Below are 23758 nucleotides of genomic sequence, written 5' to 3'. Positions count from 1 at the left end.
CTTATGACTCCTACACCTGACACTGACGTCACCGTGGATTACCGGATCGAACACGACACGATGGGTGAAGTACGTGTCCCCGCGGACGCCCTCTACCGCGCCCAAACACAACGCGCGGTAGAGAACTTCCCTATCTCTGGTACCCCGCTTGAACGCTCCCACATTGAAGCTCTAGCGCGGGTGAAGAAGGCAGCTGCGCGCACGAACGCTGAGCTTGGAGTGCTTGACTCCGATATCGCCGATGCTATTGTGCGTGCTGCTGACCTCGTTGCGGCTGGCGACCTTGACGCGCACTTCCCTGTTGACGTGTACCAAACAGGGTCGGGCACCTCGTCCAACATGAACATGAACGAGGTTCTCGCCACTCTCGCAACGAAAGATTTGGGGCGCGAGGTTCACCCAAACGACCACGTCAACGCGTCACAATCGTCCAATGATGTGTTCCCCACGTCGGTGCACGTGGCTGCAACCGCTGGTGTGCTCAACACGTTGATTCCCGCATTGGAGCACCTGCACAGTGCGTTGGACGCTAAGGCCACCGAGTTCGCCGATGTTGTGAAGGCTGGACGCACACACCTGATGGATGCCACCCCTGTGACCTTGGGGCAGGAGTTCGGTGGGTACGCTGCTGCGGTGGGTTACGGTATTGAGCGCCTTCAAGCGGCTCTGCCCCGTGTGGGTGAAGTGCCACTGGGCGGCACCGCAGTTGGAACGGGAATCAACACCCCTCAGGGGTTCCCTCAGCGGGTTATTGAACTCCTCACCGAAGACACCGGCCTTCCATTGTCTGAAGCTCGCAACCACTTTGAAGCGCAATCCGCACGCGACAGTTTGGTGGAAGTTTCTGGGGCGCTGCGCACAATCGCGGTGTCCTTGACGAAAATCTGCAATGACCTGCGTTGGATGGGTTCTGGCCCAAACACTGGGCTTGGCGAGATTGCTATCCCTGACCTTCAACCTGGTTCCTCCATCATGCCGGGTAAGGTAAACCCGGTTATCCCCGAGGCTGTGCTGATGGTCGCTGCACGCGTTGTGGGAAATGACGCCACAGTGGCGTGGGCTGGTGCAAGTGGCTCCTTTGAATTGAACGTTCAAATTCCCGTTATTGCGCAAGGTGTTCTTGAGTCAATTCGCCTTCTTGCCAACGCGTCACGCGTCTTGGCAGATAAAACCGTCACTGGAATTACTGCGAATGTTGACCGAGCCCGCGCTTTAGCTGAATCCTCTCCCTCTATTGTCACCCCGTTAAACCGGGTCATTGGTTACGAGGCTGCGGCGAAAGTCGCGAAGCATTCAGTCGCGCAAGGCATGACGGTTCGTGAAGCGGTCATTGATCTAGGTTTTGTAGAACGTGGCGAGGTTACAGAGGACCAGTTGGATACTGCTCTCGACGTTTCAACGATGACCGGTCAGCACTGACGTAACATTCAACTCAGGTCACAAAGGAGGGGCGCCCACACTGCGCGGGCGCCCCTCCTTCTGTGTTGGCGTGACGGTTAGTAATCCGCTGGGTCAAGCACTGCAAGCAGCTTGCCAAGAATCCCCGCAAGGGCTGCGTGTTCTTCCTCGCTGAGGACATCGAGGTAGGCATTTTCGGTGAGGAGCATCATCGGAAAGAGGTCATCAACGAACTGTTTGCCATGTTCGGTGAGGTTCACCAGGACTACCCGACGGTCACGTGGCAGTTCTTGGCGTTCCACAAACCCTGCATCGGAGAGCCGTTCAAGGCGTTTAGTGATGGCAGCACCCGACGATTCGGTGAGGGCGGAGAGCTCAGAGGCACGGCAGGTTTTTCCACTGCGACGCATGACACAAAGGAGGTTAAATTCACCCCGATTAACTCCGCTTTGGGCGAGTCTTTTTTCCGAGGCATGCGTGATGATCGATGCCATTCGAAGTATTCGCCCCGTTGTGAGAAATGGGGATAGGTCATGTTCGGGAACAATGTCAGTCCACTGCTCGACTGCGCGCTCTAAGAAGTCCACTCGCAAATCATAACGTGGAGGTTCGTTTTTCTGGTGGATGCCTCCGGGTTAATCAGCAATGAGGCTTTTTCGACAGATGTCTTTCACCCCTCAGGAAAGATCAAGATTGTCGAGCATATCCGTCACAAGCGCTGCGATAGGCGAACGCTCTGATCGAGTGAGCGTGACATGAGCAAAGAGCGGATTCCCCTTGAGCGCATCAACAACTGCCGTCACACCGTCATGGCGACCAACACGCAGGTTGTCACGTTGGGCAACATCGTGAGTGAGGACCACTCGCGACGATTGGCCGATGCGTGACAGCACAGTGAGCAGTACGTTGCGTTCTAATGATTGAGCTTCATCAACGATGACAAATGAATCATGAAGTGATCGCCCACGAATATGGGTGAGTGGCAATACTTCAAGAATGTCTCGGTCAATGATTTCATCGATGACATTTTGAGAAACTATTGCCCCGAGCGTGTCGAAGACAGCTTGAGCCCAAGGACTCATTTTTTCGCTTTCACTACCAGGGAGATAACCCAAATCCTGCCCGCCAACCGCATAGAGTGGGCGAAAAACAACAATCTTTCGGTGTTTTTGGCGTTCCAAGACTGCTTCTAAACCGGCACACAGAGCAAGCGCTGACTTTCCCGTACCTGCTCGCCCACCCAGAGAGACGATACCCACAGATGTATCAGAGAGAATGTCGATGGCGATGCGTTGTTCAGCCGACCTGCCGCGCAGGCCGAAAAGTTCCTGGTCTCCGCGCACAAGTGTGACGTGTTTGTCTGGAGTTATGCGGGCGAGCGCGGAACCGCGCAATGAATGCAGGACCAAACCCTGGTGGCAGACGGGTTGCAATGCTGTGTCGGCGGCGTGCTCTTCGACACGGTGAAAGGGAAGTGATTCGTGTTCCCAGAGTTCTTGCATGAGCTCTTGGGGGACATCAATGGTGGCAATTCCGTTCCATTCTGCAACGCTCGCCACTTCAGCTCGGTACTCTTGGGCAGCCAAACCTACAGCGGATGCTTTGATGCGCATCGGGAGGTCTTTAGATACCACGGTCACCGTGTGGTTTTCGGCAGCGAGGTTCGCGGCAATGGCAAGGATACGGGTGTCATTGTCTCCAAGCCGGAACCCAGCGGGCAGAACCGTTTGGTCAATGTGGTTAAGTTCCACATGCAGGGTGCCGCCTGCGGTATTAATGGGCATGGGGCGGTCAAGCCCGCCGTGGGAAACGCGAAGGGCGTCAAGCCTGCGCAATGCGTTGCGAGCGAAGTACCCAAGTTCTGGGTGGTGTCGCTTACTTTCGAGCTCTGTGATGACCACGATGGGAAGCACGACATGGTGTTCAGCAAACCGCTCCATGGCCGTGGGATCGGAAAGTAACACTGAGGTGTCGAGTACGTAGGTTTTCCGCCCGGTGGTGGGTGCTGGGTTCTGGTCTGACATACATCCTCCTTGTGACTGGTATCACATCTGGTAAGTCAGACAGTACGCCGCCATCCTGACACAACCACACGCCACACCATGGGCATCAAGAAATTCATCTTCATGACATCTCGTCGATACACACACCCCCACGGGACGGGTGTTTTCTGCTCTAGCCACCGCGCACGCCCGTGCTACGCGGATAGAGTGACATCATGTCCACCTCACCACCGGAAACACTAGAATCTCGACGGCGCGCCATCGTTGCCCGGCTCATCCGCCTGCGCAACACAATGTCAGCGACAGGATTGGTTGTAGCACTCTTCTTTTTGTGCGCGTCAATGGCTCCCTCGCTGATTCCTCGCGCCTGGTATTTTCAAGGGCTCACAACGGGGCTTTCCGCTGTTGCTGGCTATGGCATCGGAGCCACGGTGGGGTGGTTTTTCCGGTGGTTGGGGTTCCGTCATACCTGGGGCGCGCAGATTTCGCAGGCCTTATGGCGCCTTCTTGCACTTACATCCATTGTTGCCGTACCGATTTTTGTGGCCCTCGGTGCACACTGGCAAACAGAGTTACGCCGCCTTTTTGGCATGAGCGCTGATGGCCCCCAGCACATCATCGCCCAAGCAGTCATCGCGCTAAGTCTTGCGCTTGGGCTGCTCTACGCAGCACGCGGATTACGGAAACTTGCCGTTTGGGGTTCGCGCCGTCTATCACGGTGGATTCCACGCCGCGCCGCTGTGCTTGCCTCCACCATTATTGTCGCCTTCGTTTTTGTCCAAGCAGTCAATGGCACGGTACTGTCCTTTGCCCTACGCACCATGAATGACATTTACGCAAACGTTGACACTGGCTATCCGCCGGGTGTCGACCAACCCGTAGCGGAGGAACGCTCAGGCTCCCAAGCATCGGAATCAACCTGGGACTCTCTAGGGCTCCAGGGCAGAAAATTCGTGGGCACCGGACCAACCCGTGATGAGTTAACTGCGTTCGCTGGAGAAGTCTCCGCTGTTGAGGCAAGCGAGGTACGCGACCCCATCCGGGTTTATGCTGGCCTAGCCGGTGTTGGAACACTTGAAGGTGCAGCCCAACGTGTGGTTCAAGAACTAGATCGCACAAACGCGTGGGACCGGGAAGCGCTGATGATCGTGACCTCAACGGGCACAGGATGGGTCCAACCTGCTATGGCGGACACGTTCGAATACCTGCACGGTGGAGACACCGCCATCGCCTCCATGCAGTACTCCTACCTGCCCAGCTGGGTGAGCTTTGTTTCCGACCGCGACACCCCGCCGGCCGCAGGAAAAGAACTGTTCGAGGAAATCTACGCAGCGTGGCTCAAACAACCTGAAGACTCCCGCCCGCGCCTTTACGTTGCCGGTTTATCGTTGGGCTCTTACGGCATGCAAGGCGCGTTCTCGGGCCTCCAGGACATGACCCAACGCACCGATGGTGCCCTGTTTGTTGGCACACCAAGTTTCACACCTAACTGGTCTTTCATCACAAACAATCGTGACCCTGGTTCCACTATGAACACGCCCGTTTTTGACCAAGGGCGCACCGTACGTTTTAGTTCCACGCCCAGAACATCACAAGGGTTATGGGATTTGCAAGAACCATGGACAGACCCCAAAGTGGTCTATCTGCAACACGCGTCCGATGCGGTGGTGTGGTGGTCGCCCGACCTCCTGTTTGAAGCCCCAGATTGGCTTCACGAACGTGCCGGCGTTGACCGGAGAGTGGATATGGTCTGGTTGCCTGTTGTCACCTTTGCACAGGTGACTTTTGACATGGCGGTATCTGGTGATGTCCCAACCGGCCACGGACATCAGTACCATGGGGAGTACGTCGACGCCCTCGCCGCAGTGACCCTTGAGGAGCAGTGGTCGGCAAATGATCTCGATACCCTGAGAAACCTCATCCTTGGATGAGGTGAGAACAAAGGAGCTCTCGTGCCAGTCTTGGTTGCGTACAACGATTCCCCGCAAGGTGAAGCCGCTTTTTTTGCTGCTCTCAATGAGGCAGAGCGGCGCAGTGAGGGCATCGTGGTGCTTGTGCTCACCCCAGCACCAGACGACGCGCCCGTACCTTCCCACCTTGCCCAACTCATCAGCACAGCAGGCCGCGCCGTTGACATCGCTTTCCGCTCGGATTCACTTGATGTCGCTGACGCTATCCTCGATCACGCGGAACGCATAGGCGCGTGCATGATCGTTTTGGGATCAAAAAAACGCTCACCGATCGGCAAGTTCATCCTGGGATCGACGACTCAACGTGTCTTGCTCGACTCCCCCGTCCCCGTCTTGGTCGTCAAAGGTGGACTGAACGAGGGATAACGCCCCGATAATGCGTGCCGGGACTCCCGCGTCATTGAGCAAAGTTAATGCTCGAACCGCAACATGGCGGTAGCAACCGCTGGCGTCCCGCACACGCTGTGTCAGGTGGAACGGCTCATTGAGCCCAGCCAGTTGCTGGGCAATAGCCATCTGCATAGCGGGGCGGTCCTCAGGGTGAACCCGCGATGTCCATGTCTCCAATGAGGCACCCGACTCGTGCTCCGCAACACCAATGGTTTGGCGCCAACTCGGCGAGTAGTACACCTTCCCCGTAATAACGTCCCAATCCCACATGCCATCTTGGTGGACAGCAGCAGCAATCGCATGCCGCTCTTCACTTTCCAACAGTTGCGAAGCGACCTCGGATTTACGGGTTAAAAGTTGCTGCAACGAGGCAGTGTGCTCACGGAGGGTACGCGTTGATTGTTCATGATCCAAAGCAACCGCGAGCATCGCGGCCCAGTGGTTAAACCGATCACGTGCACTTGTTGAGCGAGTGTCTGCTACCCCAGAAACTGCTAGGTAGCCCCAGTCGCTGCCAGCAAAAGTCACCGGGATGACAAACAGAATGTCAGAGCGTGTATTACCCACGGCACGCGTCACAACCGCGGGTGGGAAACATGCTGCAACCATGCTCTCCCCCAGCAGGCGGGCACCAGTTGATCCAACATCACGGGTACCAGCAATGCTGAGTTTTCCTGTCGATGTTCCGCGACCATCACGGTCCCACATGGCAAGGACTGCGCCGCCCTTAAATGTTGCTGGTAACCAACTCAGAGTCCTTGGGTCAGACACCGCCACCCGCATGAGCGCGATATCAATCTCGTACTGATGGCTTAACATCTGTTCTAGCGACCCCGACCTGTTCATCAGCGCACGGGTGCATCCTTTGGTCACAGCGCTGGTCAGCCGGGTCATTGTGACGGTCAAAGCATTCAGTTGCGCTTTGCAGGTAGCGTCAAGCGTCGCTCTGGTTTCAATTTCTGCTGCCCGCAGGGCGGTTAACAGGGACTCCAACGCTTCTGGTTGCGGATGCAAAGCGGTCGTTGCATCCGCGATCCGTGTCAGCACAGCTGTATTGGGGATGACGGCGCGCATTGCAGCGGCAGAAATGATCTCCAACATCGCGGACGTCCATGTCCCTACATGAAGCGTCGTTGGGTGTCCGGGCGCTGCTGGCCCGTTGAAAACGTGGCGTGCGGTCTCAGCAAGTTGCGTGCTGGCAGAGGCGCCCTCATGAGGTTGGCTACCCACCATAGTTCGGTCGGGTAGGGACTCAACGCAGCCACACGATTCGCGGGTAATCAGTGTGGACTCAGAGATATGTTCTCGCGTCGCAATAGTTTCACCCGCATACTGACGCAACAAAATCCGGGCCGCGAGCTCCCCCACACGGTCATGGTGGGGGTCAACTGTCGTCAACCGCGGACGTAACCTAGCTCCCGATTCGGACCGGTCAAAACCAATCACAGCGTGCTCCGCAGGTAGCGACATTCCGGCTTGGCGGAGCGCTTTTACGAACCCAATCGCGTTCCGATCAGTTGCCGCAATGGTTGCCGTGGTGGGTCGGCCTCGTTGCAAATAGTGTTGCCCGGCAACCAACCCTGCTATTTCTTGATTGTCGTGAGCTTTGAACACCCAATCGTCGACCACTGAAAGTCCTCGTTGGGCCAATGCCTCACGGTAAGCAGAGTACCGTTCACGAACATCGTGTTGTTGAAGGTTCCCCACAAACCCAATATCCCGATGCCCGTGACTCACTAAGTGATCCACGGCAGCTCGGATACCTCCAGTATTATCTGGCGTTGCCGATGGCACCGCCAAATTATCTCGTGGCGCTCCAATAAGAATGAGCGGTTTACCTGTGCGACTGAGACTTTGCAGCGCACCTGGTTCGAGGGCTGATGTGATGATGATAAAACCATCAAAACAATCGCTCCCTGGAATGGTGTCTATTGTTGCTGATTCTGGAAATCGCCCTCGATCAAGATCTGCTGCAAATGTTTGCACCGCCACGACATTGTGGCCCGCTGCACGCAAAACACGAGCTATCCCTGCCAGTGTTTTCCCGAAATAGAACCCACCAACTACCGGGGAATACACCCCAAAGGTGGCTGTCCCATCGTGCCCTCCACCTGTTCCTCTATCACCGGCCATGATCCTTCTCCCCCTAAAGACCTGCGTAATCGGACGGAACTGCATGGTTGGCATGCAATTTCCGAACTTATCCCGCATGCTTGTTTCGTGATGAGACGCAGTTCACCCGAAACTTCACCCGAATCTAAGTCAAAATCGAGAAAACGTCCAACGATAACTGATGTCGCAAGAGCTGCAGGCGTATCAATCGCCGTAGTTTCCTATGCGTTAAACGGTCGACCTGGAGTTTCTCCAGCAACGCGTGATCGAGTGCTACGGATCGCCGACGAGTATGGGTGGCGCCCTTCGGCAGCAGCCCGTTCTCTGCGAACATCCGAACGCTCCATTGCGTTGGCACTTGTCCATCGTGACACCTCCTCTGCCTATTCTCCGCATTTTATGGATTTCCTCCAAGGGACCCAACACGCACTAGCCGACCATGGATACACCCTGGCTCTGCGAATCGTCGCCGATGAAGTCCATGCTGCAGAGGTTTACCGCACCGGTTGGTTGGAACGACGATTCGACGCCGTTATCATCCACGACCTCATCTCAGACGACCCCCGATTGACTGTCGCTTCTCGTGAGCATATCCCCGGTATAGTTCTTGGGCATCCCGACGTCGCTTCCCCGTTGACTGCTGTCTGGGTGAACGAACCGTTGGCGATCAGTGGTGCCTGTGATCTGCTATGCGAATTCGGCCATTCGACTGTCGCGTTCCTCCACGCAGACCCAGACCGCGACACTGTGAGTCGCAACTCCCAAGCAGCCCGAGTCAGCGCCGCGCGCCACGGCGCACGCCTCATCACGCACACCGCACGCCACCCTGAAGAAACAGCATCAGCAGCACGGGCCGCTCTCACCGCCCCTCATCCACCCACCGCGCTCATCACCGATTCAGATACCAACGCCTTGATCGTGCTCGACGTTGCGCGGCGACTTGGTATTAACGTCCCGTGGGACCTCTCGATCATTTGCTTAGGAAGTTCCCCCCAAGCAACACTTGCCGCGCCATCACTCACCAGCATCGACGTGCCGTTCTCCAGCATCGGCGAACGCGTAGCGCACAGTGTCGTCGCACTTCTTGACGGTGAACCCGCGCCTGACGTGACCATCGAACTCCCTCCTGTCAGCGTGCGGGGAACGTTAGCACCCCCAAAGAAGGTTGACCCCTTAAACCTTTAAGGTGTTACCTGGAACACAATTTTACGGTTGGGTACTTGATGTAGCGACATTCGCTGCAGCGTCACCAAAGACGGTGGCGCAAGATCTGACTATGGAGGACTGTGTGAGACCACACATGACCACGCTGCGCAAAGGCGCTGCAGCCGCGGCCGTAGGCGCACTATTTGCCGCACCACTGTCTGTGACAGCCCTATCAGCACCTGCTGTCGCTGCCACCACCAACGTTGATAACCCATATGCAGGGGCCACCTGGTACGTCAACTCATACTGGAGCGAAGCCGTCGAAGAAGAGGCCGCTGCAGTAGAAGGGGACAACGCCACCCTCGCCAACAAAATGCGCGCTATCAAAGATGAACCTACCGCTGTGTGGATGGACCGCACCTCAGCAATCGAAGGTAACTTTGACGGCCCAGGTTTGCGCTACCACCTAGACCAAGCCCTCGAGCAAAAAGTCGGCACAACGCCGATCGTCCTCAACCTTGTGGTGTACAACTTGCCAGGACGTGACTGCTACGCACTCGCCTCCAACGGTGAACTACCCGCAACCCCAGAAGGCATGGAACGCTACAAGACGGAATACATCGACGCACTCGTCGACATCATTTCCGAGCCCCAATACCGCGACATCCGGATCTCAGCCACCATCGAACCGGACTCCCTGCCCAACCTCACCACCAACATGCACGACCCAAAGTGTGTGATCGCTGAGCCTTACTACATGGAAGGCGTCGCATACGCACTCGACGAACTCAGTTCCATCCCAAACGTCTACAACTACGTTGACGCAGCCCACTCCGGTTGGCTCGGCTGGGACAACAACGTCACAGGCGCTGTGGAAACCTTTGTTGAAGTTGCCAACATGACCGACAAAGGCTTCGGATCCATCCACGGGTTCGTCACCAACACAGCAAACACCACGCCACTGGTTGAGCCCCACATGCCTAACCCCAACCTCCAAGTTGGCGGCAGCCCCATCCGATCATCATCGTTCTACGAGTGGAACACCACCTTTGACGAGACTGACTGGACAGCACTTCTGTACAGCCGACTCGTGTCTGCCGGGTTCCCCTCAGACATCGGAATGCTGATCGACACTTCCCGTAACGGCTGGGGTGGACCAGAGCGTCCAAGTGCAGCAAGCACATCAAACAACCTAAACACCTACGTCGACAACTCACGCGTTGACCGCCGCAACCACCGTGGCGCATGGTGTAACCCCGCTGGAGCTGGCATCGGAGAACGGCCACAAGCATCACCTAGCGGCTTCCCCAACTCACAACTCGACGCGTTTGTGTGGATCAAGCCCCCAGGCGAGTCTGACGGCTCCTCATCAGAAATCCCTAACGATGAAGGCAAGGGATTTGACCGGATGTGTGACCCCACATTCAACTCACCAAAGCTCGATGGGAAGTTGACCGGCGCACTTGGTGGCGCACCAGTTTCTGGTAAGTGGTTCTCTGCACAGTTCCAAGAACTCGTCACCAACGCTTACCCAGTCATCGACCCAGCGGACCCAACCGATCCCACGGACCCAACCGATCCCACGGACCCAACAGACCCAACCGATCCCACAGATCCCACGGACCCAACCGATCCCACGGACCCAACAGACCCAACCGATCCAACGGACCCAACGGACCCAACGGACCCAACGGACCCAACAGATCCAACAGATCCAACAGATCCAACGGACCCTGGTACATGCGAAGTCAGTTACACCACAAACCAGTGGAACTCAGGCTTCACTGCAACGGTGAAGATCAAGAACACTTCCTCAGCACCAATCAACGGTTGGGCTCTTGAGTTCGCATTCCCTGCAGGGCAACAAATCACCAACCTGTGGTCCGCTACGGACGCTTCATCAGGTTCATCAGTGAAGATCACCAACGCTGGTTGGAACGGCACCATTGGCGCTGGCCAGACCATCGAGTTTGGTTTCAACGGTACACACAACGGAACCAATACAGCCCCAACGAGCTTCACGCTCAATGGCGCTGATTGCTCATAATCTCACTCCCCCTGTGCCGGGCCCACCTTATGGTGGGCCCGGCACCTCGTCGTGAAGGACAACATCGTGAGAAATCTACGCACACGCTTGTGGGGCATCGTGCTCGCCGCCGCTTTAGGGACAAGTGGAGGACTAGCCGCCCACGCAGCACCGCACAATGACACTCCTGACTGGCTCACCACAGATGGCAACCAGATCGTTGACGCACAAGGAAACCCGGTGTGGCTCACGGGGGTCAACTGGTTTGGATTCAACGCAAGCGAACGGGTCTTCCACGGTTTGTGGACAGCAAACATTGACACACTGACCCGGCAAATGGCTGAACGTGGCATGAATGTGGTTCGTGTCCCTGTATCAACAGAGCTCCTCCTGGAATGGCGTGCTGGTGAAACACTGACCACACCAAACATCAACACTTACGCCAATCCTGAACTCGTCGGCATGAATAATCTCGAAATTTTCGACTATTGGCTTGAACTGTGTGAAAAATACGGCCTCAAAGTCATTCTCGATGTGCACTCAGCAGAGGCAGACAACTCCGGACACGTTTACAACATGTGGTACAAAGGTTCGATCACTACCGGTGATGCCCTGAATGCGTGGGAATGGGTCGCTGAAACATACAAAGACAACGACACCATCATTGGCGCTGACTTAAAAAACGAGCCCCACGGCAGTGCAAACGATTCCGAGCGTGCAAAGTGGGATGACTCGACTGACCAAGATAACTTCAAGCACTACGCAGAACTTGCGGCAGCACGGATTCTGGCACACAACCCGAACATGCTCATCCTTGTTGAAGGCATTCAGATCTACCCCAAAGAGGGCACCTCATGGTCGTCACGCAATGGTGCGGACTTCCATAACTACTGGTGGGGAGGGAATCTTCGCGGTGTAAGGAACTACCCCATTGACCTCGGTGATCACCAAGCGCAACTCGTGTATTCCCCACACGACTACGGTCCACTGGTTGCTTCACAACCGTGGTTTGAAGGCACCTGGGACCGGCAAACTCTGGAAGACGACGTATGGGGCCCCAACTGGTTGTACATCCATCAAGACAACATCGCTCCCCTTCTCATTGGAGAGTGGGGCGGGTTCCTCGATGGCGGCCCCAACGAGCGGTGGATGGAGGCTTTGCGTGACCTCATTGTTGATAACCGACTCCACCACACGTTCTGGGTACTCAACCCAAACTCTGGTGATACTGGCGGGCTCATCGGCTATGACTGGGTTACCTGGGACGAGGCGAAGTACAACCTCCTCAAGCCGGCTTTGTGGTCGCAGGACGGAAAGTTTGTGTCCCTTGATCACGATGTGCCCCTCGGTGGTGAAAATTCAACTACCGGCATATCCCTGAGTGAGGCCGTAGGCGACGGGGCAGGCTCCGACGGTTCAGACGGTTCCGGTTCAGACGGTTCCGGTTCCGGTTCAGACGGTTCCGGTTCCGGTTCAGACGGTTCCGGTTCAGACGGTTCAGACGGCACGCCAACCACATGCACCGTGGCATATACCGCCTCGCAATGGTCATCAGGTTTCACGGCTTCCATCACGTTGACCAACACTTCTGACGCGCAGTTGACCTCGTGGGATCTAGTTTTCACCTTCCCCGGTGGTCAGACACTCACTAACGTGTGGTCAGCGAACGCGTCATCAGCGGGGTCAACTGTGACGTTGTCCAACGCTGCATGGAACGGGTCGTTGGCACCTGGAGACAGCGTCACCATTGGTTTCAATGGGACCCACACGGGGGCTAATCCTGCTCCGACGTCCTTTACCCTCAACGGCACAAGCTGCCAGAACGGATGAGTTTCGTGATGAAGAAATTCCTTATAACAGGCGCGTTGGCTCTCTCTACTGCCTTGTGCGCCCCAGCGGTCATCGCTTTTGGCGGGCCTGATGCGTCGCCGAGCGAAGCAACGCAATCCGCACTGGGCATCGGGCACAATTTTGAGCCGTTACGTGACGCTGCTGAGCGCAGTGGTCGCACCCTTGGTGTGGCGTACGCACCGCACTTGGCGAGCAGTGATAGCCAGTACCGCTCCATCGCGGAACGCGAGTTTTCTATAATCACCGCGGAGAACGCGATGAAGTGGGATGCGACCGAGCCTCAACGTGGGCAGTTCCGCTGGACAGAGGCCGATGCGGTTGTGCAGTTCGCACAGGATAACGACGCTGAGGTCTACGGTCACACATTGGTGTGGCATTCTCAGCTCCCACAATGGGCAGCTAACCTGACTGACCCCGCTGAGTTACGAACCGTCATGGTGGATCACATCAACAGTGTGGCCGGGCGTTACGCAGGTGACATCGCGGCGTGGGACGTTGTCAACGAGGCGTTCGAGGACAATGGCTCTCGCCGGCAATCAGTGTTCCAGCGGGTGTTGGGCGATGGCTACATCGAGGAAGCTTTCCGAGCTGCTCGTGCTGCTGATCCTGAAGCGAAACTGTGCATTAATGACTACTCCACGGATTGGATCAACGCGAAATCCACAGCAATCTATGACCTAGTCAAAGACTTCAAGGAACGGAACGTCCCTATTGACTGTGTGGGTTTTCAATCGCATTTGATTGTTGGGCAAGTTCCCACAAATTTCCAACAGAACTTGCAACGCTTTGTTGATCTAGGTGTTGATGTTCGTATCACTGAACTCGATATCCGTATGTCTACTCCACCTTCTGCCGCGAATCTTGCTACGCAGGCACAGGATTACCGCAAGGTGTTTCAGGCTTGTTGGAATGTGGACGGGTGCACCGGGGTGACCTTGTGGGGAATCACGGATTCCTACTCATGGATTCCGCAAGTTTTCCCAGGTCAGGGGGCGGCACTGCCGTGGAATGACGATTACTCAACAAAGGCGGCACTAGGCGAACTTGCTGAGGTCATCGGAGCGCAGCATGTTTCAGATCCTGATCCAGATCCAACGGATCCGACTGACCCAACTGATCCCACGGACCCACCGGGTGACGCACTGTGTGCGGTTGTTCCACAGGTCAATGCGTGGAACACGGGATACACTGCGAATTTGACTATTCGCAATACGGGTAGCGTTGCTATCAATGGTTGGGAACTAACCATTGGGTTGCCAGAAGGCCATCAACTTACCCAAGGCTGGTCAGCGGAATTTAGTCAGTCAGGGAATGACATCGTTGCCTCGAACGCTGCGTGGAATGCCACCATCAGCCCGGGAAACAGTGTGGGCATTGGCTTTAACGCCACCTATCAGGGAACGTCAGCTGATTTGGGTCCGTTCACACTCAATGGGATTGCGTGCGACGAGTCATAGTCATCGTTGTTCTCGCTGTTTGCGATTTCTCCGCATAACAAGGCCCGGCTATCCCAACAAGGGGGTAGCCGGGCTTTGCATTGCGATGGGGAGCGGTAACCGCTTGCCAGCATTGTGCGTAGACACCCGCCACTCAACGCGGAAATGCTTCGACAAGGCGCCTCGGCTAGCACTTACCAAACCGTTCGGTCGCCTTTTCGACGCTTTCATGATTTTTTCAGCATAAACATGCGGATTCCGCGTCGTGGCGAGCGCCTTTGAAAAACAGAGAGGAATTTGAAAGTTGTTGATTATATCATGAGATAAATCTGATATATCGTTTACTCACTCCATATCCGAGGGTGAACCTCTTGACCCACCACCATTGTTATGGGACTGTGATCTAGCGTCACCGTGGAGGGGAAGTTGACAGCCCTGCCACTCGTCCAACGCATCCCACCCCCGCCCAACATCGGAGGAACCATGCGAAAAAGAACAGCCCTTGTCGCCTTCGCGGCGACACTGACGCTCCTTGCGCAACCAGCGCAAGCGCTTCCCCAAGAAGCTCCACTTGCCCAAGCATCGCTAGCCGCAGCAACACCAGGAATCGGCCACGACTACGAGCCACTGCGTGATGCAGCAGCTCGTAGCGGAAAAACATTCGGCTTTGCCTACGCACCGCACATCGCGAACTCTGACGCAAAGTACAAAGCAATCGCCCAGCGCGAGTTTTCCATGGTCACAGCGGAAAACAACATGAAGTGGGACGCCACTGAGCCTCGCCGCGGCCAATTCACCTTCAATGGTGCGGACGAAATCATGAGTTTCGCAGCAGCAAACAATCAAAAGGTCTACGGACACGCACTCGTATGGCACGCACAGATGCCAGCTTGGGCCAAGTCGATCACGAACCGTGATGACATGCGTAAAGCAATGAACGACCACATCAAAGGCGTTGCAGGTCGTTACAAAGGCAAGATCGAAGCATGGGATGTCGTTAACGAAGCCTTCGAATGGGACGGTTCCCGCCGCCCGTCTGAACTTCAGAAGGTTATGGGCAACTCCTGGATCGAAGAGGCTTTCCGCACCGCTCGCGCAGCCGACCCGAACGCTAAATTGTGCTACAACGACTACTCCACTGATGGAATCAACTCCAAATCCACAGCGGTCTACAACATGGTCAAGGACTTCAAAGCACGCGGCGTTCCCATTGACTGCGTAGGCTTCCAAACACACTTGATCGTTGGTCAACTACCCGCATCAAACAAGCAGAACCTTCAGCGCTTCGCGGATCTTGGCGTTGACGTTCGCATTACCGAGCTAGACATTCGCATTCAGTTACCTGCCTCGCAGCAAGCTCTGCAGACACACGCCACTGAGTACGGTCAAGTAGTGAAAAACTGCTGGGAAATTAGCCGTTGCACCGGTGTCACCATCTGGGGAATTTCTGATAAATACTCTTGGATCCCCCAGGTCTCTCCAGGCTGGAACGCTGCACTGCCATGGAACGACAACTACTCAACCAAACCAGCTTTAGCTTCCGTCGCTAATGCTATGGGTGCGAAGAAGAATGGTAGCTCAACTGGGCTCGTCTGCGGCATTAGCGCAAAGGTTGGGGCGAACTGGTCAACGGGCTACACCACTGACATCGTCATCGCGAACAAAGGCACCACACCAATCGACGGGTGGACGCTGCAAACAACATTGCCTGACGGTCAAAAACTCGCCACCGGTTGGTCTGGCCAGTTTACGCAAAACGGCCAACGGTTGAGCGTGTCGAACACATCGTTCAATAAAACGATCAAGCCTGGAGAGTCCGTTTCTTTCAACTTCAACACCACAAAGAACGGTAACTCCAGCACCGCCCTGCGCAACTTCACTGTGAACGGGCAACAGTGCACCTAAGGTGATCATCACCTATCCAGCACTCACGTGACTTCTGCTGAGAGAACCTCCAGAAACTTCACAAGCACGACGCCCGGGCAGCTCTTCATGAGTTTCCCGGGCATCGTGGGTGAAAAAAGCAGGTGTGGGTGCAGGTTGCGAAGAATTCGCCTTCGACTTAAACGTTTCACTAGGTGGCAATTCATCGAAGCGCTTCGCTAGAGTCGCCCCAGGTGAGAGACCTGATTCAGCGAATAATCAGGACTCTGGCCAGGTTAACCGCTCAAACACAAAGGAGTGACGCGGATGCGACTCAGGACCGCCTTGGCGACCGTCACCGCGGCAGCACTCGCTGCCAGCGGGGTCGGACTCGCCGCAACAGCCAGTCCCCTACTCACGGCAACACCGACCTACACCAACGGCACCTCCCCATCTGGCTATAACTGGGCAAACGTCGAAATTGTTGGTGGCGGGTTTGTACCCGGCATCATCTTCAACCAAACCGAACCAGGGCTTGTCTACGCACGCACAGACATCGGCGGCGCCTACCGCCTCGATGAAGAGTCACAACGGTGGAAACCATTGACAGACCACCTTGGGTGGGATGAGTGGAGCCACTCCGGGATTCTGTCGCTGGCTACCGACCCCGTAGACCCCGATCGCGTGTATCTCGCCGCGGGAACTTACACCATGGATTGGGACCCACAGAATGGTGCGATCTTAAGGTCGTCAGATCGCGGTGAAACGTGGGACAAGACGTTACTTCCGTTCAAAGTTGGCGGAAACATGCCGGGCCGGGGAATGGGTGAACGCCTCGCCGTTGATCCTAACAACAACAAAGTCCTCTACTACGGGGCGGAGTCCGGCAACGGACTGTGGAAATCAACCGACTACGGGAAAACCTGGAATGAAGTGACCAGCTTCCCTAACCCCGGAAACTATATTCAAGATCCCAGCTATGACTACACCGCCGACAACCAAGGCGTCGTGTGGGTGACCTTCGACCCGACATCGAGCGCCGCTGGTGAAACCACCCAAACTATCTATGTTGGTGTGGCGGACAAAGACAACAATGTGTACCGTTCCACTGACGGTGGCAGCACCTGGGAACGCGTCCCCGGACAACCCACAGGTTACTTGGCGCAAAAAGGGGTGCTTGACCACGAGGGTCAGCAACTATACATCGCCACCTCGGACACTGGCGGCCCCTACGACGGGTCAAAAGGTGACGTATGGCGTCTCGACGTTGCAAGTGGCGAATGGCATGAAATTAGCCCCATCTCCTCCACAAGCGAAGAAGCGTCCTTCGGATACTCCGGGCTCACCATTGATCGAAATGACCCTGACACCATCATGGTGAACTCGCAAATTTCCTGGTGGCCCGATATGTACATTTACCGGTCCACTGATCGTGGGGAAACCTGGTCACCCATTTGGGAATTCGATAACTACCCGAACCGACTGGTGCGTTACACCCACGACTACTCTGGCGCCCCGTGGCTCGATTTCGCTCAGACAGCTGAGCCGCCAGAAGCAAACCCCAAGCTTGGGTGGATGACCCAGTCCTTCGAGATTGACCCGCACAACTCTGACCGGTTCTACTACGGCACTGGCGGCGGAATCTACGGCGGAACAAACCTCACCGACTGGGATAACGGCGGGAAAGTCAACATCACCGTTAAGGCGCAAGGTATTGAAGAAACATCAGTACAAGACCTCGCAGCTCCTCCAGGGGATGTTGAACTGTACTCTGCGCTTGGTGACATCGGCGGGTTCGCCCACACAGATATTTCCACTGTTCCTAGCACCTTCAACTACGCACAACCCAAGCATGACACCGTTTCCTCCATCGACTTCGCGGAAGACAAACCAGCCACGGTGGTGCGCGCCGGGAAGTCCATCTCCAGCGAGACAGAATCCTGGATCGGGGTTTCAACGTCAAGCGGAGAATCATGGTTCGCTGGAAACAAACCAGCCGATGTCACTGGACCTGGAACCGTAGCCCTCAACTCAGACGCGTCTGTCATTTTGTGGGCGCCTGAAGGTGCGCCAGTTCGCCGTTCCACAACGCTCGGCTCCACCTGGAGCTCAGTGAGCGGATTGCCGCAAGAAGCCCGTGTCGCCTCAGACCGAGAAAACCCCAACTCCCTGTACGGGTTCGCTAACGGCAGGTTCTACTACTCAACCAATGGTGGGGCAACTTTCACGGCATCGGCAGAAACCGGATTCCCCGCTGAAGGAAACGTGCGCTTCCGCGCCGTCCCAGGGCACGAGGGGCACATCTGGCTAGCAGGTGGAAAATCTGGAGAAACCTACGGCATGTGGCGTTCCACTGATGGTGGGAAAACATGGTCTCAGCTCACTGGAGTCGACGAAGGTGACTCCATCGGATTCGGTAAAGCTGCGGAAGGCAGCGACTACCCAGTCATTTACACCTCGTCAAAAATTGGTGGTGAACGCGGAATTTTCCGCTCAGACGATGAAGGTGCGACGTGGCACCGCATCAATGATGACCAAAACCAGTGGTACTGGACGGGAGCATCGATCACCGGTGACCCAGATGTTGAAGGGCGCGTCTACATTGGCACAAATGGGCGCGGCATAGTCGTGGGAGATGTTGACGACTACACTCCTGGCGATGGCACGGGCGGCGGAGAAGAACCCACCGACCCGACTGACCCAACAGATCCAACGGACCCGACTGACCCAACAGATCCAACGGACCCGACTGACCCAACAGATCCAACGGACCCAACAGATCCAACAGATCCAACGGACCCAACAGATCCAACGGATCCCGGACCGGGGCCTTCCAGCTGCGCAGTGACCTACTCAACCAACGAGTGGAACAGCGGATTCACCGCCTCCATCGGGGTCAAGAACACCTCAGAAGAAACCATCACCGGGTGGCTCCTAGAGTTTGACTACCCTGCTGGCCAACAGATCACCAATGTGTGGTCAGCGGATCTCGACTCGGCTGGACCTTCAGTCGCGCTCGGTAACGCAGCGTGGAATGCCACTATCAGCCCTGGGCAGTCGGTGCAGATCGGATTTAACGGATCACACACCGGCACGAACACTCCACCGGAGTCCTTCACCCTCAATGGCACCACCTGCACCACTCAATAAAACGTAGGCGGCCCCACCAAGGTGTCACATCTCGTTATTACGATGCCCGCCCCATCTTGTCCACACAAGGTGAGGCGGGCATCGCGCCATCCCCCCATCACAGTGGGCAGGAGTGCCGGTCCCCACTCTCTGATCAGGTAAAACGCCGTACGATGTCGAGACGCTGACCTTTCACCCCCACAGCCCACACCCCCTGCCACACCGAACAAACAGACCAACCAAGGAGTGACGCGGATGCGTTTACGAACCGTGGTGGCCACAGCACTAACTGCGCTGCTCGCCACTACTGCCGGTGGCATCGCTGCCACATCAACCCCCATGCAAGTAACTGCACCGCCCTCTTTCTCATCGTCACCTTCCGGCTATAGCTGGTCAAACGTGGAGATTGTGGGCGGCGGTTTTGTCCCTGGAATTGTCTTTAACCAGAAAGACCCAGGCTTGGTGTATGCCCGCACAGATATTGGTGGAGCGTACCGGCTCAATGACTCCACCGGTCGTTGGATCCCTCTTACCGACCATATTGGGTGGGACGACTGGAGCCACTCCGGGATTCTGTCCTTGGCCACTGACCCTGTTGATACCAACCGTGTGTACCTTGCAGCGGGCACGTACTCCATGGACTGGGATCCACAAAACGGTGCTATTTTGCGTTCCGCGGACAAAGGCGAGACCTGGGAAAAGACGATGCTGCCGTTCCGTGTGGGAGGCAATATGCCGGGTCGCGGGATGGGAGAACGGCTCGCCGTTGACCCCAACAATAATAAAGTCCTGTACTTTGGTGCAGAATCGGGTAACGGGCTATGGAAGTCAACTGACTACGGGAAAACCTGGGGCAAAGTGACGAGCTTCCCCAATGCCGGGAACTACGTCGCCGATGCTTCTGGTGCGTACACCGGGCAAAACCAAGGTGTTGTGTGGGTAACTTTTGACCCCACGTCAGCGAAAGCTGGTCAGACAACGCAAACGATCTACGTGGGTGTAGCAGACAAGCAGAACAACGTTTATCGCTCTACCGATGGCGGGGCAACATGGCAACGGGTCCCTGGACAACCCACCGGATTCCTTGCGCAAAAGGGAGTGCTTGACCATAAAGGTCAGCAACTCTACATCGCGACCTCAGATACTGGTGGCCCGTATGACGGGTCGAAGGGGGATGTGTGGCGCCTAGATATTTCCAGTGGCCAGTGGACTCGAATCAGCCCAATTCCCTCAACCTCGTCGAATTCAGCGTTCGGGTACTCCGGTTTAGCCATTGACCGCAAAAACCCTGACACCATCATGGTTGTTTCCCAAGTGTCTTGGTGGCCTGACATGTATGTGTATCGCTCCACCGACCGGGGGAAAACGTGGTCGCCTATCTGGGAACTGAACGGTTCACAGCCGCGTACAAAACGGTACAACCACGATTACTCAGGGGCTCCCTGGCTCGACTTTGGCAATACTGCCAAAGAGCCTGAAGCTAACCCCAAGCTGGGGTGGATGACCCAGTCGTTCGAGATTGATCCGCATAACTCCGACCGCTTTTTCTATGGCACCGGCGCAGGCATCTATGGCGGAACGAACCTAACTAACTGGGATAAGGGCAAAAAAGTCGACATCACTGTCAAGGCACAAGGGATCGAAGAGACCGCAGCCCAAGACCTTGCCGCTCCTCCTGGAAACGTTGACCTGTACTCAGCGCTGGCAGATATCGGCGGGTTCACTCACAAAGATATCTCTCAGGTGCCCAATAAGTACTACTACAAGAACCCACACCATGACACCGTGACCTCCATTGACTTCGCCGAAAGCAAACCTGCAACTGTCGTGCGTGCAGGTAAGTCTATTTCTGGGGAAACCACCTCATGGGTTGGTGTTTCTACCGATGCTGGCGAAACGTGGAAACCTGGTGCCACACCATCAGGTGTTAAAGGCCCCGGCTCCATCACTGTGTCAGCCAATGGTTCATCCATTGTGTGGGCTCCTGAAGGTGCCACTCCTCGACGTTCCACCAACAGTGGCTCCTCGTGGTCAACGGTGAGCGGGCTTCCTCAGAATGCCCAGGTCGCATCAGACCGAGTCAACGCTAATACTCTTTACGGCTTCGCTGACGGAAAGTTCTATCACTCCACAAACGGTGGGGCTTCATTCACGGCGTCAGCTTTCACGGGGTTTCCCACCAGTGGAAATGTTCGTTTCCGTGCGGTGCCGGGCCGCCAAGGTCATCTCTGGCTAGCTGGTGGAGTATCGGGAAGCACCTATGGGATGTGGCGTTCCACTGATGGCGGGAAGAATTGGACCAAGGTATCTGGAGTTCAGGAAGGTGATGCCGTTGGTTTCGGTAAAGCAACCAGTAGCAGCGGATACCCGGTGATTTTCACATCCGCCAAGATTGGTGGAGTTCGTGGAATTTTCCGGTCTGACGATGAAGGCAAGACCTGGAAACGCATCAACGACGACCAAAACCAGTGGTACTGGACGGGAGCATCAATCACAGGTGACCCAGACGTCGAAGGGCGCGTCTACATTGGTACCAACGGTCGCGGCATTATCGTTGGTGATTCCTCCACTACCCCGACCTCTGGTCAAGATAGCGGCAGCGCATCGGGAAATACAGGGGCCACACCGGCGCCTGAAACCCCTGACAGCGACGACAACACTGGCGGGTCCACTGATACGGGCGAACCTTCAGAGCCGGGAACAGGAAGTGGATCTGGAACCGCACCTGACGTGGGGAACACTTCTCCAGGGAATACCAGTTCATGCATGGTTCGCTATTCCACCACAGACTGGGGCAGCGGCTTCACTGGGGCAGTAACCATCACTAACACCTCCCCCAGCCCCATTAACGGCTGGACGTTGGCGTTCACTTACCCTTCCGGGCAGACCATCAGTTCCGTGTGGTCAGCAACTCAGACTCTGTCAGGGAGCAATGTTGTGCTCAAGAACTCTGGTTGGAATGCAACGATCCCTGCGGGCGGCAGCGTGGAATTTGGGTTCAACGGGGCATACACCTCGAAGAACACCCCACCCACGTCATTTTCGCTCAATGGCGTGACGTGCGCGTTAGCTGACTAGAGGTTAGTTATGCAACGAGGTGGCCGCGCGTTATGGCGCGGCCACCTTTGTCATATCAACGTCAGGAGTGTTGCTGGAAAAATTCACGCACTACTGCTTCCGCCGGTTTTCCGAACATGCAGTAATCGTCATTGGTCAGAGCATCGCTTTCTGCATACAACGTGGCGGGCCAGTCCCACAGCATAAAACCGCGAACCCACTCTCTCGATGCTGTGCTGGTAAACGCTTCCCGGTACCAGTCAACTTGCGCTTCACCTGACGGTTCGCCCACGAGGTTCCAGTCATTTGGCAGGTGTTGTGAACCTTCGCGTGACGGGCATCCCGCTTCCATAAAGAAGAAGGGTTTCTTTTCACGGGTCACCACTGCCTCGATGCGGTCGAGTTGATCATCCCAGGTGCCAAGCGGGTAGTAGCCAGAGGAAGAGATGACATCAACAGCGTCCCACCACGTCACGTTGCTTTCTTGATACTTGTCGCAGTTATAGGTGATCGAGCCGGTGTAGACCTCCCGGACTGCGCGGATCAGTTCACGCCATTCTTCAGCTCTGCGGTCAGCGTTGACCATTTCGCAGCCCACACTAAACATCGCACACCCGGTTTCCTGGGCGATTTTGGCGTAGTGAACAATGAATTGGGTGTAACTAGCGAACCATTGCCCCCAGGTGGGTTCACAGGGAACATCGTGTTCAAAGAAATTGATGTGTGCCCGCCACGTTCCATCGGCCACATTGACCACTGGTTTAAGGCACACACTGAGCCCAAGTGCGTGGGCTCGGTCAATAGCTGTACGAACCTCATCATCGGTGACTGTGGGCTCGTCGCTAAAAGGGATGTGAGTGGATTGCGGGGTGGCTTGGAGGGCAGCGAAGGTGATGGCCGTCCAGTTCACGGCAAGGCGTTGCTCCATGAGTTGCATTGATTCTTGCGCCTCACGTGTGCCCCACGTTCCGCGGATTCCAGTCCAGCCCCAGGTCATGCCTGCGATGTATGGCAGGTGCATTGATACTCCTTGTGCGCACGGTGAGCGCCTACCGTTGGTCGGTAGACGCTTCTGATGTGTGATTATTGACGCCCGTGCGCGGCTACGAGCTTCATCCACTGTACCGTGTCATCAGTTCCTCAATCTCTCCAGCACGCGGTACTCGCCCGGTTACCACAACCTCGCCGTTAATCATTAGTCCCGGTGTTGCGGTGACACCGGCTGCTGCGATGTCCGTGTAGTCAGTGATTTTCTTGATGTTTGCTTCGATTCCTGCTGCGGCCACGGCTTTGTGCACTTCTTTTTCTAGCTTGGTGCAGTTAGCGCATCCTGGGCCAAGTACGGTGAGTGTCATCATGGTTTGTTGCCCTTTCACG

15 protein-coding genes are annotated in these 23758 nt (G+C 56.0%); 10 read left to right on the top strand and 5 right to left on the bottom strand.

Annotated features, from left to right (window positions below; translation table 11 throughout):
• Positions 1-3 precede the first annotated feature (3 nt).
• Positions 4-1419 carry a class II fumarate hydratase gene (locus G538_RS0105775; protein ID WP_029068577.1) on the top strand — a complete coding sequence of 472 codons (1416 nt, stop codon included), beginning with the start codon at positions 4-6 and terminating at the stop codon, positions 1417-1419.
• A gap of 77 nt (positions 1420-1496) precedes the next feature.
• Here the strand turns inward: G538_RS0105775 and G538_RS17720 are convergent, their stop codons facing one another.
• Positions 1497-1985, bottom strand: coding sequence for a MarR family winged helix-turn-helix transcriptional regulator (locus G538_RS17720; RefSeq protein ID WP_084618138.1), 489 nt, complete (start codon positions 1983-1985; stop codon positions 1497-1499).
• Between the two features lie 90 nt (positions 1986-2075).
• The gene (phoH2, locus tag G538_RS0105765; RefSeq protein WP_029068575.1) at positions 2076-3422 is read right to left on the bottom strand and encodes an RNA 5'-3' helicase PhoH2; all 1347 of its coding nucleotides are present in this window, start codon (positions 3420-3422) and stop codon (positions 2076-2078) included.
• A 194-nt stretch (positions 3423-3616) separates the two neighbouring features.
• Between phoH2 and G538_RS0105760 the strand changes: the two genes are divergently transcribed.
• Positions 3617-5332, top strand: coding sequence for an alpha/beta hydrolase (locus G538_RS0105760; RefSeq protein ID WP_051196620.1), 1716 nt, complete (start codon positions 3617-3619; stop codon positions 5330-5332).
• Between the two features lie 21 nt (positions 5333-5353).
• Positions 5354-5737 (top strand): universal stress protein, encoded by a 384-nt coding sequence (locus G538_RS17715; protein WP_084618136.1) that lies wholly within the window; start codon positions 5354-5356, stop codon positions 5735-5737.
• Here G538_RS17715 and G538_RS15295 read toward each other — a convergent pair.
• Positions 5636-7894 carry a substrate-binding domain-containing protein gene (locus G538_RS15295; RefSeq protein ID WP_051196619.1) on the bottom strand — a complete coding sequence of 753 codons (2259 nt, stop codon included), beginning with the start codon at positions 7892-7894 and terminating at the stop codon, positions 5636-5638. The two genes, G538_RS17715 and G538_RS15295, sit on opposite strands and share 102 nt — an antisense overlap.
• Before the next feature lie 90 nt (positions 7895-7984).
• Here G538_RS15295 and G538_RS0105750 point away from each other — a divergent pair, with 90 nt between their 5' ends.
• The 7 genes from G538_RS0105750 to G538_RS0105720 all read left to right on the top strand — a co-directional run bounded on the left by G538_RS0105750 (position 7985) and on the right by G538_RS0105720 (position 22402).
• A complete protein-coding gene (locus G538_RS0105750) occupies positions 7985-9058 on the top strand; it encodes a LacI family DNA-binding transcriptional regulator (RefSeq protein ID WP_084618131.1) in 1074 nt (357 codons plus the stop codon).
• Between the two features lie 115 nt (positions 9059-9173).
• The gene (locus tag G538_RS0105745; RefSeq protein WP_035833449.1) at positions 9174-11066 is read left to right on the top strand and encodes a glycoside hydrolase family 6 protein; all 1893 of its coding nucleotides are present in this window, start codon (positions 9174-9176) and stop codon (positions 11064-11066) included.
• Positions 11067-11132: 66 nt separating this feature from the next.
• On the top strand, positions 11133-12875 hold the full coding sequence (locus G538_RS15290) for a cellulase family glycosylhydrolase (RefSeq protein ID WP_051196722.1): 1743 nt from the start codon (positions 11133-11135) through the stop codon (positions 12873-12875).
• A gap of 8 nt (positions 12876-12883) precedes the next feature.
• A complete protein-coding gene (locus tag G538_RS0105735; RefSeq protein WP_029068571.1) occupies positions 12884-14353 on the top strand; it encodes a glycoside hydrolase family 10 protein in 1470 nt (489 codons plus the stop codon).
• A 462-nt stretch (positions 14354-14815) separates the two neighbouring features.
• Complete coding sequence (locus tag G538_RS15285; protein WP_035833617.1) at positions 14816-16237, top strand: glycoside hydrolase family 10 protein; 1422 nt, start codon at positions 14816-14818, stop codon at positions 16235-16237.
• Between the two features lie 285 nt (positions 16238-16522).
• Positions 16523-19345, top strand: a complete 2823-nt coding sequence (locus G538_RS0105725; protein ID WP_029068570.1) for a cellulose binding domain-containing protein — start codon at positions 16523-16525, stop codon at positions 19343-19345.
• Positions 19346-19579: 234 nt separating this feature from the next.
• Positions 19580-22402, top strand: a complete 2823-nt coding sequence (locus G538_RS0105720; RefSeq protein WP_029068569.1) for a cellulose binding domain-containing protein — start codon at positions 19580-19582, stop codon at positions 22400-22402.
• 61 nt (positions 22403-22463) lie between these two features.
• Here G538_RS0105720 and G538_RS0105715 read toward each other — a convergent pair whose 3' ends face one another.
• Positions 22464-23402 carry a glycoside hydrolase family 113 gene (locus tag G538_RS0105715; RefSeq protein WP_029068568.1) on the bottom strand — a complete coding sequence of 313 codons (939 nt, stop codon included), beginning with the start codon at positions 23400-23402 and terminating at the stop codon, positions 22464-22466.
• A gap of 91 nt (positions 23403-23493) precedes the next feature.
• The gene (locus G538_RS0105710; RefSeq protein WP_029068567.1) at positions 23494-23739 is read right to left on the bottom strand and encodes a thioredoxin family protein; all 246 of its coding nucleotides are present in this window, start codon (positions 23737-23739) and stop codon (positions 23494-23496) included.
• Positions 23740-23758: the final 19 nt, after the last annotated feature.

The organism is Jonesia quinghaiensis DSM 15701 (assembly GCF_000423205.1).
Classification (GTDB): domain Bacteria; phylum Actinomycetota; class Actinomycetes; order Actinomycetales; family Cellulomonadaceae; genus Jonesia; species Jonesia quinghaiensis.
This window is presented reverse-complemented; position numbering and strand designations above follow the sequence as displayed.

Coding starts and splice junctions, on each gene's coding strand:
- G538_RS0105775 (WP_029068577.1), top strand. CDS start 4: ATGACTCCTACACCTGACACTGACGTCACCGTGGATTACCGGATCGAA.
- phoH2 (WP_029068575.1), bottom strand. CDS start 3,422: ATGTCAGACCAGAACCCAGCACCCACCACCGGGCGGAAAACCTACGTA.
- G538_RS0105760 (WP_051196620.1), top strand. CDS start 3,617: ATGTCCACCTCACCACCGGAAACACTAGAATCTCGACGGCGCGCCATC.
- G538_RS15295 (WP_051196619.1), bottom strand. CDS start 7,894: ATGGCCGGTGATAGAGGAACAGGTGGAGGGCACGATGGGACAGCCACC.
- G538_RS0105750 (WP_084618131.1), top strand. CDS start 7,985: ATGAGACGCAGTTCACCCGAAACTTCACCCGAATCTAAGTCAAAATCG.
- G538_RS0105745 (WP_035833449.1), top strand. CDS start 9,174: ATGACCACGCTGCGCAAAGGCGCTGCAGCCGCGGCCGTAGGCGCACTA.
- G538_RS0105735 (WP_029068571.1), top strand. CDS start 12,884: ATGAAGAAATTCCTTATAACAGGCGCGTTGGCTCTCTCTACTGCCTTG.
- G538_RS15285 (WP_035833617.1), top strand. CDS start 14,816: ATGCGAAAAAGAACAGCCCTTGTCGCCTTCGCGGCGACACTGACGCTC.
- G538_RS0105725 (WP_029068570.1), top strand. CDS start 16,523: ATGCGACTCAGGACCGCCTTGGCGACCGTCACCGCGGCAGCACTCGCT.
- G538_RS0105720 (WP_029068569.1), top strand. CDS start 19,580: ATGCGTTTACGAACCGTGGTGGCCACAGCACTAACTGCGCTGCTCGCC.
- G538_RS0105715 (WP_029068568.1), bottom strand. CDS start 23,402: ATGCACCTGCCATACATCGCAGGCATGACCTGGGGCTGGACTGGAATC.
- G538_RS0105710 (WP_029068567.1), bottom strand. CDS start 23,739: ATGATGACACTCACCGTACTTGGCCCAGGATGCGCTAACTGCACCAAG.